Genomic DNA, 17,992 nt, shown 5'->3' on the forward strand with positions numbered 1-17,992 from the left:
ATGCCGGAACTCGGACACGTCGGAGCCAAGCAGATCGCGGCGCTCGCCGGCCTTGCCCCCTTCAACGTCGACAGCGGCGCCTTCCGTGGCAAACGCAAGATCGCCGGCGGTCGAAAGCGCGTTCGCGACGCTCTCTACATGGCTGCTCTCAACGCGGTTCGACGGGCCGATCCGTTCAAGGCCTTTTATGAAAGATTGCGACAGGTCGGCAAACCGGCCAAGCTCGCCCTCATTGCCGTTGCCAGGAAGCTGCTAACGGTCCTTAACGCTATGATGCGCGACAGGAAACCGTACCTGAAGGCCGGCCCCCAATAACAGTTGCCGGCTCTGCGTCGCAACGCTTGCGCGTTGCGCCTTGTCCGGGACACGAGCGCGCCAGCACGAACGCCTGCCCAAAAAGAGCCCCGCCCGGCGGGGGGAAGGACCGGGCGGGGCCTGATGTCCGATTTAACACTGCTCGCGCCAGCCTGATGTGACGCGCCGGACATCTAGTCGATGTCAGCCAGTCGATGTCAGTCCAGCACCTCGACGATGCGGCGCGAGCGCGGCTCGACCAGCACGGTTTCGCCGTTCACGACGGTGTAGCGATAGGTGGTGGCGCCGAAGCGTTGCGGCACGTCATAATAAGTGACGCCGCTTTCGGGTAGGGTGGCGCCGACCACGATGCGATCCGGAATGCGGAAGGCTGGCACACGTTGCTCGACGACATAGTCGCGGAAGGCCGGCCGCTGATCGGCCGCAATGGTCGGCGCGCTGTCGACCACGGCGGGCGCGCGTCCGACGGTGACACCGCTTTGCGCCTGCGCCGCAAGGGGCGAGCCGATCGCGGCCGCGAGCGCTGCAAGAGCGAGAATCCTGTTCCGCATGGACAACTCCTTCGACGTGATTTTATTTTCGGACGCGTCAATGGCGCGACCGGTTGGCCAATGCATGCACCCTTCGCAATGTTCCGGGAAAAGGCCTGCCGCATTCGCGGCAATTTCAGGCAGTTTTCGTGGGTGCCGGAACTCGCATCGCGTCTTGCGCGTCTCTACTCGCGGAACCGGGAGGGCTATGATCCGCCCGCGATTCGCCCCACCTCCACAGAAAGATAGTTCATGCACATCACCGTCGCCCACATTTCGCCGATCCTGTCGTTGATTGCGGGCGTGCTCATCCTGATCATGCCGCGACTCCTCAACCTGATCGTCGCGATCTTCCTCATTGTGAACGGTGCGATCGGGCTCGGGCTCCTGAAATGGCTCCGCTTCTAGGCGTTCATTTTCCGGAACTGTCCGACTTGCGCGGGCCCGCCCAAAATGGTGTAAGGCCCGCGAATTCCCATTCCTCTCGCAGGTTGTGTGCAAGCTATGGCCAAAGCCGCCTCGAAGCCCAATAAAACTCCAGCGAAATCAAAGTCTTCCGCCAAGGCGAAAGCCGCGCCGGCGGCCCGCAAGGCGCTTACCAAGAGCGCGCCCAAGCCGGTCGCCAAAGCTGCCGCCAAAACTGCCGCAAAGGCTGCTGCCAAGCCGGCTGCGAAGGCTGTGACCAAGGCGGCTCTGCCGAAGGTCGCCGCGAAGCCTGCACCGAAGAAGGCTGCATCAGCCAAGGCCGCGCCAGCCGCGGGCAAGGCCGGCAAATGGGTCTACACGTTCGGTGACGGCAAGGCCGAGGGCCGCACGGAGATGCGCGACCTGCTCGGCGGCAAGGGCGCGAACCTTGCCGAGATGGCCAATCTCGGCCTGCCGGTGCCTCCGGGCTTCACCCTCCCGACCTCGGTCTGCACCTATTTCTACGCGCACGACAAATCCTATCCGAAGGAATTGCAGTCGCAGGTTGAGAAGGCGCTCGACTATGTCGGCAAGTTGACCGGCAAGATCTTCGGCGATGCCAAGAACCCGCTGCTCGTCTCCGTGCGCTCCGGCGCGCGCGCCTCGATGCCGGGCATGATGGACACCGTGCTCAACCTAGGCCTCAACGACCAGACCGTGGAAGCGTTGTCGGAATTGTCGGGTGACCGCCGCTTCGCCTATGACAGCTATCGCCGCTTCATCACCATGTATTCGGACGTGGTGCTCGGTTTCGAGCATCATCACTTCGAGGAAATCCTCGACACCTTCAAGGACGGCCAGGGCTATACCCTCGATACCGACCTCTCCGCCGAGGATTGGGTCGAGCTGGTCGGCAAGTACAAGGACGCCGTCGCGCGCGAAACCGGCAAGGACTTCCCGCAGGACCCGCACGATCAGCTCTGGGGCGCGATCGGCGCGGTGTTCTCATCCTGGATGAACGCGCGCGCGGTGACTTATCGCAAGCTGCACGACATTCCGGAATCCTGGGGCACCGCGGTCAACGTGCAGGCCATGGTGTTCGGCAACATGGGCGAGACCTCGGCGACCGGCGTTGCCTTCACCCGCAACCCCTCGACCGGCGAGAGCAAGCTCTACGGCGAGTTCCTGATCAACGCGCAAGGCGAGGACGTGGTGGCGGGCATCCGCACGCCGCAGGACATCACCGAGGAAGCGCGCCAGGAATCGGGTTCCGACAAGGCGTCGATGGAAGCGGCGATGCCGGAGGCCTTCAAGGAGCTGACGCGGATCTACACGCAGCTCGAGAAGCACTACCGCGACATGCAGGACATGGAGTTCACCGTCGAGCGCGGCAAACTGTGGATGCTGCAGACCCGCGGCGGCAAGCGCACCGCGAAAGCGGCGCTGCGCATCGCGGTCGAGCTCGCCAATGAAGGCCTGATCTCGAAGAAGGAAGCGGTGACGCGGATTGATCCGGCTTCGCTCGATCAGCTGCTGCATCCGACCATCGATCCCAACGCCAAGCGCGACGTGATTGCGACCGGCCTGCCGGCATCCCCGGGTGCTGCCTCCGGCGAGATCGTGTTCTCCTCGGACGAGGCCGCCAAGCTTCAGGCCGACGGGCGCAAGGTCATTCTGGTCCGCATCGAGACCAGCCCGGAAGACATCCACGGCATGCACGCCGCCGAAGGCATTTTGACCACGCGCGGCGGCATGACCTCGCACGCGGCGGTGGTCGCGCGCGGCATGGGCAAGCCCTGCGTCTCCGGCTGCGGCACCATCCGTGTCGATTACGGCCGCGGCACCATGAGCATCGGTTCGCGCACCTTCAAGACCGGCGACGTCATCACCATCGACGGCTCGCTCGGCCAGGTGCTCGCTGGCCGCATGCCGATGATCGAGCCGGAGCTGTCCGGTGAGTTCGGCACGCTGATGGCCTGGGCTGACCAGGTCCGCAAGATCGGCGTCCGCGTCAACGGCGACACGCCCGACGACGCGCGCACCGCGATCAAGTTCGGCGCCGAAGGCATCGGCCTGTGCCGCACCGAGCACATGTTCTTCGAAGAGACCCGCATCCGCACGGTGCGCGAGATGATCCTCTCCGAGGACGAGCAGTCCCGCCGCGCGGCGCTCGCAAAACTGCTGCCGATGCAGCGCGCCGACTTCGTCGAGCTGTTCGAGATCATGAAGGGCCTGCCCGTCACGGTTCGACTGCTCGATCCGCCGCTGCACGAGTTCCTGCCGCACACCCACGCCGAGGTCGAGGAAGTGGCACGCGCCATGAATACCGACCCGCGGCGCCTGGCTGACCGCGCGCGCGAGCTCTCGGAGTTCAATCCGATGCTCGGCTTCCGCGGCTGCCGCATCGCGATCGCCTATCCGGAGATCGCCGAGATGCAGGCGCGTGCGATCTTCGAGGCGGCGGTCGAAGCCGAGAAGCGCACCGGCAAGGCCGTCGGCCTCGAGGTGATGGTGCCGCTGATCGCGACCAAGATGGAGCTCGACCTCGTCAAGGCGCGGATCGATGCGACCGCGCAGGCGGTGATGCGCGACACCAACACCAAGCTGACCTATCAGGTCGGCACCATGATCGAGCTGCCGCGCGCCTGTCTGCTCGCGGCCGAGATCGCAGAATCGGCCGAGTTCTTCTCGTTCGGCACCAACGACCTCACGCAGACCACCTACGGCATCAGCCGCGACGACGCGGCGAGCTTCCTCGGTCCCTACGTGGCGAAGGGCATCCTGTCGGTCGATCCCTTCGTCGCGCTGGACCAGGAAGGCGTCGGCGAGCTCGTCAAGATCGGCGTCGCGCGCGGCCGCAAGACGCGGGCTAAGCTCAAGGTCGGCATCTGCGGCGAGCACGGCGGCGATCCCGCTTCCGTCGCCTTCTGCCACAACATCGGCCTCGACTACGTCTCCTGCTCGCCCTATCGCGTGCCGATCGCCCGTCTCGCAGCGGCGCAAGCCGCACTCGGCAAGGCGATCGCCAGCCAGGCGTAAGCAGAACTAGAATGCTGGGATGAAAGAGGCGGGGCCAAAACCCCGCCTCTTTTTCGTTTTCGCGATGCTCTCGCCAACCCGTCATGGCGAGCGCAGTGAAGCAACCCAGAATCTCTCCACGGCGGCAGCCTGGATTGCTTCGTCGCAAGAGCTCCTCGCAATGACGAGGTGGAAGCTCGGACAACTAGGAACCACGCGCGCGTCCCGTAATGATACGCGCCAGCAAGAGTTCCTTCACCATTCGCGTTGACCGGTTGTTTACCGCTTCACGTGACGACGCATTTACCACCGTGCGCGATCACCCCGTGAAAACACCTGCAATCGCTTGAGTGTGCCGCACGCGCAACGCCGATTAACGCCCCGGCAACCTAAATTGGATACTTACGATAAAGATCGAATTGCACGGATGTACTGCGTTTCGATTTTTCTGGCGTAAGCGTAGCGTGAGCGTATCGATGTCTGTGTTGCGTAACCATCCGAAGGGCGCGCGGTTCGCGTCCTTCGGCATCGGTCTCTGCATCTTCGCATTGATGCCGAGAGAGACCGGCTATCAGGATATTGCTTCTCTGCTGGCGCGCCAACCCGGCGTCGCCGAGCGTTGGCAGAAGCAGGTGTTCTCCGCGGCGTCCTCGATCCAGCTCGCCACCTACAGTTTTTCCCGCCCCATCGGCACCTCGGTTCCGCAGAGCGCGATGGTTCGCCTGGCAAGCCTCGATGGCCGCGACGTCACCGGCGCGATCAGCCGCAATCCGGCGCTGCAGGCTGCGCCGCGCTACCAGGCTTCCGACTTTCCCAAGGTCGATCGCTCCATGAAGGGTGATCGCCTCGCCACCGTGACACCGACCGAGACTCCCGAAGCGCCCGCTGCGGCACCGGCGCAGCAAGATCCCACGACGTCGAACAGCTCGGTGTTCGGCGCCAAGACCGCCGCGCTGCCGCAGGCGATGTCGCCGGAATCCGCAGCCGCGCTCGATCCCGAACTCCAGGAAGCGCTCCGCGCGCCACCGCTGCCGCAATACACCAATGCCCCGCGGGCCAGCGACGCCGCGCGCGCGTTCGCGGTGCAGCCGCTCGAGGCGCTTAAGCGGACCACTGCGCCGACGACGCCGGTGCGGGATCCCTTCAGCGTCAAGACCTCCAACCTGTTCTTCGGCAGCTCCTCGCTCGGCGGCAATCTCGAAAGCATCGAGAGCTGGCAGCCCGGCGCCGAGCCGCTCATCGTGATGCCCGATCCCGACATGAAGGTGACGGCCTCGCTGTCGCCGCCCACAGTGGACATCGCCAAGGATATCGAGAGCGGCGAGAGCGTCGCGCCGAAGGGCGAGGTCAACGCCGACAACCAGCGCGCCAGATCGCCGGCGGAGCGTCTCGCGCTCGACGACAAGTCGCGCGCGAAATCCGAGAAGTGCCTTGCGGAAGCCGTCTATTTCGAGTCGCGCGGCGAAGCCGTGCGCGGCCAGATGGCCGTCGCGCAAGTCGTGATGAACCGCGTGTTCTCCGGCAAATATCCCGACACCGTGTGCGGAGCGGTCTATCAGAACAAGCACCGTCATCTCGCCTGCCAGTTCACCTTCGCCTGCGACAACAATGCCGATGTGATCCGCGAGCCCGAGATGTGGGAGCGCGCCAAGAAGATCGCGAAGGCGATGCTCGACGGCCAGATCTGGCTGCCCGAGGTTGGCAAGTCCACGCACTATCATGCCTACTGGGTGCGCCCGTCCTGGGTCGCCGAGATGAAGAAGATGTACAAAACCGGCGTCCATACCTTCTACCGCCCGCGCGCCTGGGGCGACGGCAGCGAGGAACCGAGTTGGGGCACCCCGGCCCAGACCGCCGCGCTGTCGGCCGAGCTGGCGCAGGAAGCAAAGAGCTCCGCCGAGATGGGTAATACTGAGCGGCGGTAGTTAGTCCACTGCGTCATGGCCGGGCTTGTCCCGCGGCCATCCACGTCTAACTATGCCGAACGAAGAACGTGGATGCCCGGGACAAGCCCGGGCATGACGATCTCGCGCCACATCAAGCCTCGATATCCAGCGCGCAATCGAAGTTCGGCGCCGAATGCGTCAGCGCGCCCGCCGAAGCGTAGTCAACGCCGGTCGCCGCGATGGCCGCGATCGAGTCCAGCGTGACGCCGCCTGATGCCTCCAGCTTGAGACGACCCTCGTTGACCCTGACGGCCTCGCGCAATGTCGCAAGGTCCATGTTGTCGAGCAGCACGGCGTCGGCAAGTCCGGTATCGAGCACCTCGCGCAATTGCCCCAGCGTATCAACCTCTATCTCGATCTTGACGAGATGGCCGGCATGGGCGCGGGCGCGTTCCAGCACCGCACCGATGCCGCCGGCGACCGCGATGTGGTTGTCCTTGATCAGGATCGCATCGTCGAGGCCGAAGCGGTGATTGAAGCCGCCGCCGCAGCGCACGGCGTATTTCTCCAGTGCCCTCAGTCCGGGCGTGGTCTTGCGCGTGCAGCAGATGCGCATTTTCGTGCCTTCGGTGCGGGCGACATAGTCGGCCGTGAGCGTCGCGACGCCCGACAGGCGGCCGACGAAATTCAGCGCGGTCCGCTCCGCGGTGAGAATGGCGCGCGCAGGGCCCGAGATCGTCAGCACCTGCTGTCCGCGGACAACGCGTGCGGCGTCACGGACATGCGCGCGCACGTCGATGTCGGAGGAGAGTTTTTGCAATGTCGCGAGTGCCAGCGGCAATCCGGCGATCACGCCGGACTGGCGCGCGACCAGAATGGCTTGCGCCCTGGTCGCTTCCGGGATTGTCGCCAGCGAGGTGATATCGCCGGCGCGGCCGAGGTCCTCGTCGAGTGCGCGCTGCACCGCTTCGTCGATCGCAAGCGGCGAGAGAAAGGCGTCGGGGTTGAGCAGTGAGGTCGGGGTGATCATGGGGACTCCATCAAGCGATCATGGGTTGCGCAACGCGCGGCAGGAAGTTCAGGCTTTCCGCGATCTCGCGCGCCGCCGTGAGCGTCGTCATCGTTCGCTGCGCCAGCGCTGGGACGTCAGCGGGATGGTCGGAGCGGAAATGCGCGCCGCGACTCTCGCGCCGGCTCCACGCCGAGGCGGCAACGAGCAGGGCCGAAATCGCCATGTTGCGGAGCGCGATGCTCGTCGCCTCGCGTTCGAGCGCAGCGAAGTGGTGCACGGCCTCGGTGAGGCCGTCGCCCTCGCGGATCACGCCGACATGCGCGCTCATCATTGCGCGCAGCCGCTTCCCGGCCAGAGCATCCGCCGTGCCGCCGCGCGGTGTCACCAATGCGTCGGGGAGGCGGGCAGGCGCGGGGATCGAGCAGCCGGCGATGTCGTCGGCAATGCGCGCGGCGCAGACCACGGCTTCGAGCAACGAATTCGAGGCGAGCCGGTTGGCGCCGTGCGCGCCGGTCGACGACACTTCGCCACCGGCCCAGAGCCCATCGATCGAGCTGCGGCCGCGTCCGTCCACCGCGATGCCGCCCATGTGGTAATGCGCGGCGGGCGCAATGGGGATGACTTGCGTGGCCGGATCGATGCCGGCGGCGATGCAGCTCGCATGCACGGTCGGAAATTTGTCGGCGAAGCGGGCGCCCAGCGCCTGCCGCGCATCGAGGAAGGCGCCGCGCCCGGCCGCAATCTCGGCGAATACGCCGCGCGCCACGATGTCGCGCGGCGCAAGCTCCGCGAGCGGATGACGCGCAATCATGAAACGCTCGCCATTGCCGTTGATCAGCGTCGCGCCTTCGCCACGCAGTGCTTCGGTCGCGAGCGGTGCCGGATCGCGGCCGACCATGATGGCAGTTGGATGGAACTGCACGAATTCCGGATCGGCGATCACGGCACCGGCACGCGCGGCGATGGCGAGGCCGGAGCCGCTGGCCTCGAGCGGATTGGTGGTGACGGCATAGAGATGTCCAATGCCGCCGGTGGCAAGCACCACCGCGCGCGCAGCGAGCAGGAACGGCCGTGCCGCGGGATTGCCGGCTTCGCGCAATTGTAGACCGGCGACGGTACCGTTCTCGGTCAAGAGGACTTCGGCGACGAGCCCTTCGATGACGCGGATCGAGGGCGTGCGACGTACCGCTTCGCTCAAGGCCGCGATGATCGCGGCACCGGCACCATCGCCTCGCACATGCACGATGCGCCGGGCCGAATGTGCCGCTTCGCGCCCCACGGCGAGCCTGCCTTCGAGATCGCGATCGAAGGGGACGCCATAGCTCAAGAGATTGTGGATGCGCGGCGCGGCCTCGCGCGCGATCCCAAGTGCGACCGCCTCGTCGACGAGGCCGCCGCCGACCGCGATGGTGTCGGCGGCGTGGGCTTCGGGCGTGTCGCCCTCGGCGACCGCCGCGGCGATGCCGCCTTGCGCCCATGCGGATGATGCGCCCTGTCCGAGCGGCGCGGCAGAGATCAAGGTCACCGGCCGCGGCGCGAGCTTCAGCGCGCAGAACAGTCCGGCAAGGCCGCCGCCGACGATGACGATGTCGTCGGTGCGGGTGAGGTTGTGGATGGTGGTGGTCATCGTTCTCTCCATTCACTCCGCTGTCGTCCCCGCGAACGCGGGGACCCATAACCCCAGGGCGCAGTTGTCGCGAGATGGTCACTCCGGGTCTTCGCCAAACCACTGCCCGTGGTTATGGGTCCCGGATCTGCGCTTCGCTTGTCCGGGACGACAGCTGGGTGTGACGCTGCATGCGTTGTTAGTTCTTCAGATTGATCATCCGCTCGACCGAGCGCCTTGCGCGATCCGCAAGCGCGGGATCGATCGTCACCTCCTCGCGGAGCGTCAGCAGGCTGTCCAAAATGTTCGCGAGCGTGATGCGCTTCATGTGCGGGCAGAGATTGCAGGGGCGCAGCATCTCCACGTCAGGCAGCTCGGCGCGCACATTGTCGGCCATCGAGCATTCCGTGATCATCACCAGCCGCCGCGGCCGCTTTTCGCGCACCCAGTTGATCATGTGCGCGGTCGAGCCGGTGAAGTCGGCTTCCGCCAGCACGTCCGGCGGACATTCCGGATGCGCGATGATCTGGACGGACGGATCGGCTTCGCGAAAGGCGCGCAGCTCTTCGCCCTTGAAGCGCTCGTGCACCTCGCAGGCGCCCTTCCAGGCGATGATCTTCACGTCGGTCTTCGAGGCCACGTAAGTGGCGAGATAGCGATCGGGCAGGAAGATCACGGTTGGCGCGTTCAGGCTCTCGACCACCTGCACCGCGTTCGAGGACGTGCAGCAGATATCGACCTCGGCCTTCACCTCCGCCGAGGTGTTGACGTAGGCGACGACAGGCACGCCCGGAAATTTTTCGCGGAGCAGCCGAACGTCGGCGCCGGTGATGCTGGCGGCTAGCGAGCAGCCGGCGCGCGAGTCCGGGATCAGCACCGTCTTGTCCGGGTTGAGCAGTTTTGAGGTCTCCGCCATGAAGTGCACGCCGCACTGGACGATGACATTGGCCTCCACCTTGGTGGCTTCCACCGCGAGCTGCAGCGAGTCGCCACCGATGTCGGCGACGCAGTGGAAGATCTCCGGCGCCTGGTAGTTGTGCGCGAGGATCACCGCGCCCCGCGCGCGCTTCAGCTCGTTGATCGCCTTGATCGTCGGCGCCATCAGCGGCCACTCGATCGGGGGGATGACGTGCTTCACGCGCTCATAGAGCGGGGCGGTGGCGCGTTCGACCTCCGCCGTCCATTCCAGCGAGGGCGTCGGCAGCGCGCGCGCTGTGGGCGCCGGTGCGGAGCGGGGAGAGGAGGCGAGATGGCCCTGCGGCCGGTTGGCAAAATCGTCTGGACCGTAGATTTCAGTGATCGGCATCAAAACCTCCCTCGCATGTCATTTATACTCAATATGAGTATATGTAGGGCCTGAGTAAATCCGGCAGGGGCCGGAGCGGGTTTCATCGAATCTCATATATGCTCAACATGAGTAAATCAAAAATAGCACGCTCTGCCGAAGACGGCTAGGTCCTGCCGCACACAATCTCGTCAGATCGTCGTCCGACGCGTCGGGCGAGGCCAGATTGGAACGCAATGCTCCCGCGGCAGCCCCTCGTGGAATGCAACCGTTTTTGATTTGGGATTTTAATGCAAATGCATTAAATGACGCGTTCGCGGCCGCCTCTTTGCGAATCCGCCAATGACAGACGGGGAATACCATGTCGACATCAGTGGGCGAACTCGCTCCGGCCTCACGTTCCTCCAACTGGCGTACCCCCGCCGTCATCATTTTGTGCGGCTGCGCGATCGGCATGCTCGGCTTTGGCCCGCGCTCGGCGCTCGGTTTCTTCGTGCAGCCGATGAGCCATGAATTCTCCTGGGGCCGCGACGTGTTTGGCCTCGCCATCGCCTTTCAGAATTTGCTGTGGGGACTGGGCCAGCCCATCGCCGGCGCGGTCGCCGATCGCTTCGGCCTGTTCCGGGTGATGTGCGTCGGCGCGCTGCTCTATGCCGGCGGCCTCTTGCTGATGCGCTATTCCTCGACGCCGCTGTCGCTCAACATCGGTGCCGGCGTCATGGTCGGCTTCGGACTCGCCGGCTGCTCGTTCAATCTGGTGCTGTCGGCATTCACCAAGCTGCTGCCCGCCGAGAAGCGCGGCCTCGCGCTCGGCGCCGGCACGGCGGCGGGTTCGTTCGGCCAGTTCCTGTTCGCACCGATCGGCGTCGCGTTGATCGACAGTTTCGGCTGGCAGCAGGCACTCTCCGTGTTCGGCTTCCTGATGTTGCTGATCATCCCGCTGTCACTGGCGCTCTCGACGCCGCCGGCCGCAGCGACGGCCAATGCGACGCCGGCGGATGAGCAGACCATCACCAGGGCACTCGCCGAAGCCTTCGGTCACCGCTCCTATGTGCTGCTGGTGCTCGGCTTCTTCACCTGCGGATTCCAGCTCGCCTTCATCACCGTGCATCTGCCGGCCTTCCTGGTCGATCGCGGCATCTCGACGCAAACCGGAGGCTGGGTGATCGCGGCGATCGGCCTGTTCAACATCATCGGCTCGCTCAGCGTCGGCTATCTCCAGAACTCGCTGCCCAAGCGCTACATCCTCTCGGCCATCTACTTCACGCGTGCGCTCGCGACCCTCGCCTTCATCTCGTTCCCGATCACACCGTTCTCGGCGATCGCGTTCGGTGCGGTCTCCGGCCTGACCTGGCTGTCCACGGTGCCGCCGACCTCGGCGCTGGTGGCGCTGATGTTCGGCACGCGCTGGCTTGCGACGCTGTATGGCTTTGCCTTCGTCAGCCATCAGGTCGGCGGCTTCCTCGGCGTCTGGTTAGGGGGCATCGTCTTCGAGCGCTTCGGTTCCTATACGCCGATCTGGTGGCTCTCGATCCTGTTCGGCGTGCTTTCCGCGCTGATCAATCTTCCGATCGTGGAGAAACCTGTCGTTCGGGCGGTTGCGCAGCCTGTGTGATCGGCTAAACATCCCCGACAAACAAGTCAGGGAGTTCAGTCGTGGCCACATTTAAGGCGATCCGGATCGACAAGGCGGACAAGGGCACCACCGCCGCGCTGACGCAGTTCGATGAAGCCGAGCTGATGGACGGCGACGTCACCGTCCGCGTGGAATGGTCGACGCTGAACTACAAGGACGGCCTCGCGCTCACCGGCAAGGCGCCGGTGGTGCGCCGCTTCCCGATGATCGCCGGCATCGACTTCGCCGGCACGGTCGAGCAATCCTCGCATCCGCAATGGAAGGCCGGCGACAAGGTCGTCTGCACCGGCTGGGGCATGGGCGAGACCCATCTCGGCGCCTATGCCGAGATGGCGCGGGTGAAGGGCGACTGGCTGGTGGCCTTGCCGCAAGGCCTGTCGGCACGCGATGCCATGGCGATCGGCACCGCCGGCTTCACTGCGATGCTATCGGTGCTGGCACTGGAGAAGCACGGTCTCTCGCCGAAGAGCGGCCCTGTGGTGGTGACGGGCGCCGCCGGCGGCGTCGGCTCGGTCGCGATCGCCGTGCTCTCGAAGCTCGGCTACCACGTCATCGCTTCGACCGGCCGCGCCTCGGAGGCTGACTATCTGAAGCACCTGGGAGCAGCCGAAATCATCGACCGCAACGAATTGTCGGCGCCGGCCAAGCCGATCGCAAAGGAGCGCTGGGCGGGTGGCGTCGACAGCGTCGGCTCGACCACACTGGCGAATCTGCTGTCGATGACGAAATACGGCGGGGCGATCGCGGCCTGCGGCTTGGCCGCCGGCCTGGACCTGCCGTCGTCTGTCGCACCTTTCATTTTGCGCGGGGTGTGCCTTCTCGGCATCGATTCCGTGATGTGCCCGATCGAGCCGCGGAAAGCCGCGTGGCAGCGCCTGGCGTCAGATCTGGATCGGACCAAACTAACTGAAATCACTCACGAAATCCCTCTTGATGAGGTGCCGGAGTGGGGCGCGAAAATCCTGGCGGGCCAGGTCCGCGGTCGCATCGTGGTAAAAATTGTCTAACGGCGTTCAGACTTTACCAACCAAGCTGCTTCAATGTCGCCATGGTTAGTATGGTAAGCAGCGGGTAAAGAGATAAGGCATCGCCCGCTGCGGGGGTTAGTTCGGAGTTGAGCATGCTTGCGCGTATTGTGTTGGGGGCTGTCACGGCGGCAGCAACGTTTGCGCCGGCCCTTGCCGGAGGCATGAACGCCGACGAGGCGCGTCGCTTCGTGGCGGGCAAGGTGTTTGCCTTCACCTGTTTCGACGGCACCCGCGGCGCGGGCCGCATCCTAGACGATCTCGGCGCGGCCGGCGCGGTGCAGTTCTCCGGCGCGGGCCCGGTCAAGCATCTCCGCCTGCCGGGCAATACGCTCCAAATCCGTGGCCAGAACGTCTGCGCCTCGATCAAGGGCATTCCGTTCGAGCCGTGTTTCAACCTGGAAAAGACCGACGATCGCAGCTTCCGCGGCTCGGTGTCGGGGATGGGCTTCGCCTATTGCGACTTCCATCACCAGGGTGGCAACCAGATGCTGATGGCGCGCGCTGCGGCGCGTCCGCGCTCGCTGCACAGGACAGAGCACACCGGTTCCGTCGGCGCGACCAACACCGAAGTCGCCGCGCGCGTCGAGACGCCGCGTGTCGAGAGCAGCCGGCTCGAGCCGGTGAAGTCGGAGATCAAGTCGGAGCCCGCCAGGAACGAGGGTCCGCTGGAGCTGCGCCGTTCCACCCAGTGAGAGGGCTGCGCGGGACGGTCCGCGCACTTTGTCGTTGAAAATGTCCATCGAACGCCAAGCCGCCGCGCCGTAGTCATACGGACGGCGGCTTTCATGCGTTGGTAGCTGTTCGCGCCCCAGTTTGCGGACGGCCGGGGGGCGCGGCCCGATAAAAGGGTTCAACGATGTCGCTGTACTTTTTCCGCATCAGCACCGGTCGCTATTCCGGCGCCGCCGACCAGCCGTACGAGTTCGAGGATCGCACAGCCGCCTGGACCGAGATGACCGAGGTCTGCGCCAATCTGCTCGGCGGCATCGCGCGCGGCCTGAAGCCGAACGCCGAGTGGTGCATGGAGCTGCTCGACGAGGATAAGAAGCCGGTCTTTCGCATCAGCCTCGTCGGCGAGAGCGTAACGCAGCAGAGCGGGGCTCCTATCACTGCGTGTGATTAACCTGTTAAGCGCGCATACCGTGCTGAAATTCAAGGGATTTTCCTACCGATCCAGTAGTTGCCCGGAGGCTGCGTTAACCAAATTGGAATGGCGAACGCATACTTTTTGGACAAGGGCGATCAACGCCGAGGGCGGCTGGCAATGACCCGGCCGCGCATTCCCTAGGGGGAAGCATGCCCATGTTGAGCCTTGTTCAGAATTTGCGGATTGGGACCAAGCTGGCGATCTCATCGGCGCTCGGCATCCTCTTGGTCCTCGCGATGATCGCGGGTCAGGTGATCGGAAACGGCAACGTGCGCCGGTCCAGCCAGACGGCGTCCGAGCAGCAGGAGCTGGCGCGCGAGGCCGTCGAATCCAAGCTCGCGGCGCGCACCATGCAACTCGCCGCACGCGACATCCGCCTCGCCAATAATTCAGATGAACTGCAGAGGGCGCGCGACGCGCTGGTCGAACGCGCCGGTCATTTGGTGAAGGTTGCCGACGCAATGCTCACGCTCTCGCGCGTGCCGGAAAACCGCGCGAGGATAGAGAAGCTCAAGGTGCTCACGGCGAACTATCTCAAGGGAGCTCAGCAGCTCGCATCCGTGCGCGGTGCCGCCCTGGCTCTCACGGGCGAGGATGCCGCTGCTCGCCTCGCCAAGCTCGTCGATGAGGGGACGCGTCTCGCCCGCGAGGTCACGTTGCCGATCGCAGGCGAGATGGACCAGGCTGCCAATCAGATTGCCGACGTCGCCAGGCACAGAAGCGAAGAGGAGATTGCGGCCTCCGCGCGGGAGATGGCGTCCAGCGAGCACATCGCAATGATCATCGGCGCTTTCACGGCGCTCGTCCTCCTCGGCTCCTGGCTGATGTCGTTCCTGACCATCGCACGGCCGATCCGCGCGCTCACGGTGGCCATGGACAAGCTCGCCGGCGGCGACTTTTCCGTGGTGCTGCCCGGTCTCGGCCGCAGAGACGAGGTCGGTGGCGTCGCGTCGGCTGTCGAGAAGTTCAAGATCGTGTCCGAACAGAAGGCGCGCGAGGAGGCCGAGGCCAAGATCAGGCAGGATCAGGCTGCAGCCGCGCAACGCAAGGCCGAGATGTCCAAGCTGGCCGATGGCTTCGAGGCGGCGATCGGCGAGATCGTCGATACCGTGTCATCGGCCGCGACTGAACTGGAAGCGTCCGCGTCGACGCTCACGTCGACTGCGGCGCGCGGACAGGAGCTCACCACCATGGTTGCTGCCGCCTCCGAAGAGGCGTCCACCAACGTGCAGTCGGTGGCGTCGGCGACCGAGGAGCTGTCGTCGTCGATCACCGAAATCAGCCGCCAGGTGCAGGAATCCGCGCGCGTCGCAAGCGAAGCGGTCAGCCAGGCCCGCACCACGACCGACCGCGTCGGCGAATTGTCGAAGGCGGCGGCGCGGATCGGCGACGTGGTCGAGTTGATCAACACCATCGCCGGCCAGACCAATCTCCTGGCGCTCAATGCGACCATCGAAGCCGCGCGCGCCGGCGAGGCGGGCCGCGGCTTTGCCGTTGTCGCCTCCGAGGTCAAGGCGCTCGCCGAGCAGACTGCGAAGGCGACCGGCGAGATCGGCCAGCAGATCGCCAGCATCCAGACTGCGACCGAGTATTCAGTCGGCGCCATCAGGGACATCAGCGACACCATCGAGAAGCTGTCGGAGATCTCCTCGACCATCGCGGCTGCCGTCGAAGAGCAGGGCGCGGCGACGCAGGAGATTTCCCGCAACGTGCAGCAGGCGGCGGAGGGCACTCATCAGGTGTCGTCCAACATCACCGACGTGCAGCACGGCGCGAGCGAAACCGGCTCGGCGTCCACGCAGGTGCTGGCGGCGGCGCAATCGCTGTCCGGCGACAGCAACCGCCTCAAGCTCGAGGTCGGCAAGTTTCTCGGAACCGTGCGCGCCGCCTGACGCTGGCGTCTTTCGGCAGGTCCTGCTTGCAACCATCACGCGTGAATGCGTGGCGGCTGCTCGCGCACGTATTGCGACGCCGCGACCGTCGCGCGCAGGGTTAACCTTCCGGAAAAGCGGCGCAGTCATGATTGCCGCAATTTCCCGGATGCTGAGTCGTCCTTCGCGTACTGCGCCTCAATCGTTGGAGCACATTCATGAGTGGCATTTCCATTCGCCTCACTCACAAGGTCATGGCGATCGGACTGTTCGGCCTCATTGGGCTCGTCGCCTTCGGCACGATCTACCAGATTGGCAGCCTCTCTCAGGACACGTCCCGCGACGTTGCTGAAGACGCGCGCCGGCTGTCCGACCTGAACCAGCGGATCTCGCAGCAATTGCTCGAAGCGCGCCGCGCCGAGAAAGATTTCCAGCTCCGCCGCGATCAATCCTATGCGAAGCGTCACGCCGAACTTGCTTCCGACATTACCCGCAATCTTGATCGCCTCGGCAGCGCGGCGCGTGCGGCAGGATACGCGGCGGTCGGGGAAAAGGCGTCAGTGGTCCGCACCGGGTTCGAGAGATATGTGAGCGAATTTGCGGCCGTCGAGCAAGCAGAGGTCAAGCTTGGATTGAACGAGACCCTGGGGTTGTCAGGCTCGTTGCGCACGGCTGTGCACGATATCGAGACCAAGCTCAAGGAGATCGACGATCCCAGGCTCACCAGCGGCATGCTGACGATGCGTCGTCACGAGAAAGACTTCATGTTGCGCCGCGACCCGAAATATCTCGACGCCCTGAAGAAGACAGCGACGGAATTCTCCGGGCAAGTCGAGGCTTCGGCGATCCCGCCGGCCGTCAAGGCCGATATCGGCAAGAAGCTCTCCAAATACCAGGACGACTTCGTGGCGTGGGCAGTCGGCGCGCAGGATCTGGCCGCGCACGGCTCGGCAATGTCCAAGGAATTCCGCACCATCGAGCCCGTCCTCGACGAGATCGAAAAGAACGTCAGTCAGCGATACGACGCGGCGAAGGCCGCCGAAGAGTCGATGCGGGCCTCGATCAAGCTCTGGATGTGGGTCGCGCTCGGATGCTCCATCCTGCTGGTGGGCAGCGTGTCCTTTTTCACCGGGCGCTCGATCTCGACCGCGCTGATCGCCATGGTCCGCGCGATGACCGGTTTGGCGAAGGGCGACATGTCAGTCGCAATCCCCGGCGTCGGGCGCAAGGACGAGATCGGCGAGATGGCCGGCGCGGTCGCGGTCTTCAAGACCAACATGGCCGAGGCCGATCGGCTGCGCGCCGAGCAGGCCGAGGCGGACGCCCGTGGGCGCGCGCAGCGCAAGGCCGACATGCAGCGGCTCGCCGATACGTTCGAAGGCGCGGTCGGCGAGATCATCGAGACGGTGTCGTCGGCGGCCACCGAGCTCGAAGCATCGTCGAATACGCTGACCCACGCCGCAGAGCGCGGCAACGGGCTTGCCACCGCCGTAGCGGCGGCCTCGGAGGAAGCGTCCGCCAATGTGCAGTCGGTGTCGGCCGCGAGCGAGGAAATGACGTCATCGATCACCGAGATCAGCCGTCAGGTGCAGGAATCGGCGCGTGTCGCTGACGTCGCCGTCGGGCAGGCCAAGCGTACCAATGCGCGCGTCGCCGAGCTGACCAAGGCCGCTTCCCGCATCGGCGACGTCGTCGAGCTGATCAACACCATCGCCGCGCAAACCAACCTCCTGGCGCTGAACGCGACGATCGAAGCGGCGCGGGCGGGCGAAGCCGGCAAGGGCTTTGCGGTGGTCGCGACCGAAGTGAAGGCGCTTGCCGAGCAGACCGCGAAAGCCACCGGCGAGATCGGTCAGCACATCGGCGCGATCCAGTCCGCGACAGACGAATCCGTCGGCGCGATCAAGGAGATCGGCGACACCATCGCGCGGATGTCGGAGATCTCGTCGACCATCGCTGCTGCGGTGGAGGAACAGGGCGCCGCCACGCAGGAGATCTCCCGCAACATCCAGCACGCCGCGCAAGGTACTTCCGCGGTCTCGTCGAACATCGCCGACGTCCAGCGCGGCTCCGGCGAGACCGGGGCTGCCTCGGCGCAGGTGCATTCGGCCGCGCAGTCGCTGTCGCAGGAGAGCAACCGGCTCAAGAGCGAGGTCGCGCGCTTCCTGGAGTCGGTGCGGGCGGCCTGAGCGGCCGCCGACCGGTGCATGTGGCGGCGCGTCGTGGTTCGCGTCGCAGCCCGGTTGCGGAGAA

At 65.3% G+C, this 17,992-nt stretch carries 14 protein-coding genes; 10 read left to right on the forward strand and 4 right to left on the reverse strand.

Going from position 1 to position 17,992, the window contains the following annotated elements; all coding sequences use genetic code 11:
* A partial coding sequence (locus tag GA0061098_RS40695) for a transposase (RefSeq protein WP_129590873.1) occupies positions 1-315 on the forward strand: 315 nt, incomplete at its 5' end.
* A 197-nt stretch (positions 316-512) separates the two neighbouring features.
* Here the strand turns inward: GA0061098_RS40695 and GA0061098_RS40700 are convergent.
* Entirely contained in the window at positions 513-866 is a 354-nt protein-coding gene (locus GA0061098_RS40700) for a DUF1236 domain-containing protein (protein WP_091967335.1), read from the reverse strand.
* A gap of 231 nt (positions 867-1,097) precedes the next feature.
* Here GA0061098_RS40700 and GA0061098_RS40705 point away from each other — a divergent pair, with 231 nt between their 5' ends.
* From GA0061098_RS40705 to GA0061098_RS40715, 3 genes are all read left to right on the forward strand, one after another.
* Complete coding sequence (locus GA0061098_RS40705; RefSeq protein WP_008562090.1) at positions 1,098-1,253, forward strand: DUF3096 domain-containing protein; 156 nt, start codon at positions 1,098-1,100, stop codon at positions 1,251-1,253.
* A gap of 96 nt (positions 1,254-1,349) precedes the next feature.
* Positions 1,350-4,289 (forward strand): pyruvate, phosphate dikinase, encoded by a 2,940-nt coding sequence (ppdK, locus tag GA0061098_RS40710; protein WP_165637932.1) that lies wholly within the window; start codon positions 1,350-1,352, stop codon positions 4,287-4,289.
* Positions 4,290-4,744: 455 nt separating this feature from the next.
* Positions 4,745-6,193 (forward strand): cell wall hydrolase, encoded by a 1,449-nt coding sequence (locus GA0061098_RS40715; protein ID WP_165637933.1) that lies wholly within the window; start codon positions 4,745-4,747, stop codon positions 6,191-6,193.
* 112 nt (positions 6,194-6,305) lie between these two features.
* On the opposite strand, the gene nadC is transcribed toward GA0061098_RS40715, so the two are convergent.
* The 3 genes from nadC to nadA all read right to left on the reverse strand — a co-directional run bounded on the left by nadC (position 6,306) and on the right by nadA (position 10,078).
* Positions 6,306-7,184 carry a carboxylating nicotinate-nucleotide diphosphorylase gene (gene nadC / locus GA0061098_RS40720; protein WP_091967300.1) on the reverse strand — a complete coding sequence of 293 codons (879 nt, stop codon included), beginning with the start codon at positions 7,182-7,184 and terminating at the stop codon, positions 6,306-6,308.
* Positions 7,185-7,194: 10 nt separating this feature from the next.
* Positions 7,195-8,793, reverse strand: coding sequence for an L-aspartate oxidase (locus GA0061098_RS40725; protein WP_091967302.1), 1,599 nt, complete (start codon positions 8,791-8,793; stop codon positions 7,195-7,197).
* Between the two features lie 178 nt (positions 8,794-8,971).
* Positions 8,972-10,078, reverse strand: coding sequence for a quinolinate synthase NadA (gene nadA / locus GA0061098_RS40730; protein WP_091967306.1), 1,107 nt, complete (start codon positions 10,076-10,078; stop codon positions 8,972-8,974).
* Positions 10,079-10,418: 340 nt separating this feature from the next.
* On the opposite strand from nadA, the gene GA0061098_RS40735 reads away from it, so the two are divergent.
* The 6 genes from GA0061098_RS40735 (at position 10,419) to GA0061098_RS40760 (ending at position 17,928) form a co-directional block, all read left to right on the forward strand.
* On the forward strand, positions 10,419-11,672 hold the full coding sequence (locus GA0061098_RS40735; protein WP_091967308.1) for an MFS transporter: 1,254 nt from the start codon (positions 10,419-10,421) through the stop codon (positions 11,670-11,672).
* Between the two features lie 41 nt (positions 11,673-11,713).
* Complete coding sequence (gene acuI, locus GA0061098_RS40740) at positions 11,714-12,700, forward strand: acrylyl-CoA reductase (NADPH) (protein WP_091967310.1); 987 nt, start codon at positions 11,714-11,716, stop codon at positions 12,698-12,700.
* A 113-nt stretch (positions 12,701-12,813) separates the two neighbouring features.
* Complete coding sequence (locus GA0061098_RS40745) at positions 12,814-13,413, forward strand: hypothetical protein (RefSeq protein WP_091967312.1); 600 nt, start codon at positions 12,814-12,816, stop codon at positions 13,411-13,413.
* 164 nt (positions 13,414-13,577) lie between these two features.
* Complete coding sequence (locus tag GA0061098_RS40750) at positions 13,578-13,844, forward strand: DUF6894 family protein (protein WP_028141644.1); 267 nt, start codon at positions 13,578-13,580, stop codon at positions 13,842-13,844.
* 179 nt (positions 13,845-14,023) lie between these two features.
* Entirely contained in the window at positions 14,024-15,760 is a 1,737-nt protein-coding gene (locus GA0061098_RS40755; protein WP_091967314.1) for a methyl-accepting chemotaxis protein, read from the forward strand.
* Between the two features lie 197 nt (positions 15,761-15,957).
* Positions 15,958-17,928 (forward strand): methyl-accepting chemotaxis protein, encoded by a 1,971-nt coding sequence (locus tag GA0061098_RS40760; RefSeq protein ID WP_091967316.1) that lies wholly within the window; start codon positions 15,958-15,960, stop codon positions 17,926-17,928.
* Positions 17,929-17,992: the final 64 nt, after the last annotated feature.

Source organism: Bradyrhizobium shewense (genome assembly GCF_900094605.1).
Lineage (GTDB): Bacteria > Pseudomonadota > Alphaproteobacteria > Rhizobiales > Xanthobacteraceae > Bradyrhizobium > Bradyrhizobium shewense.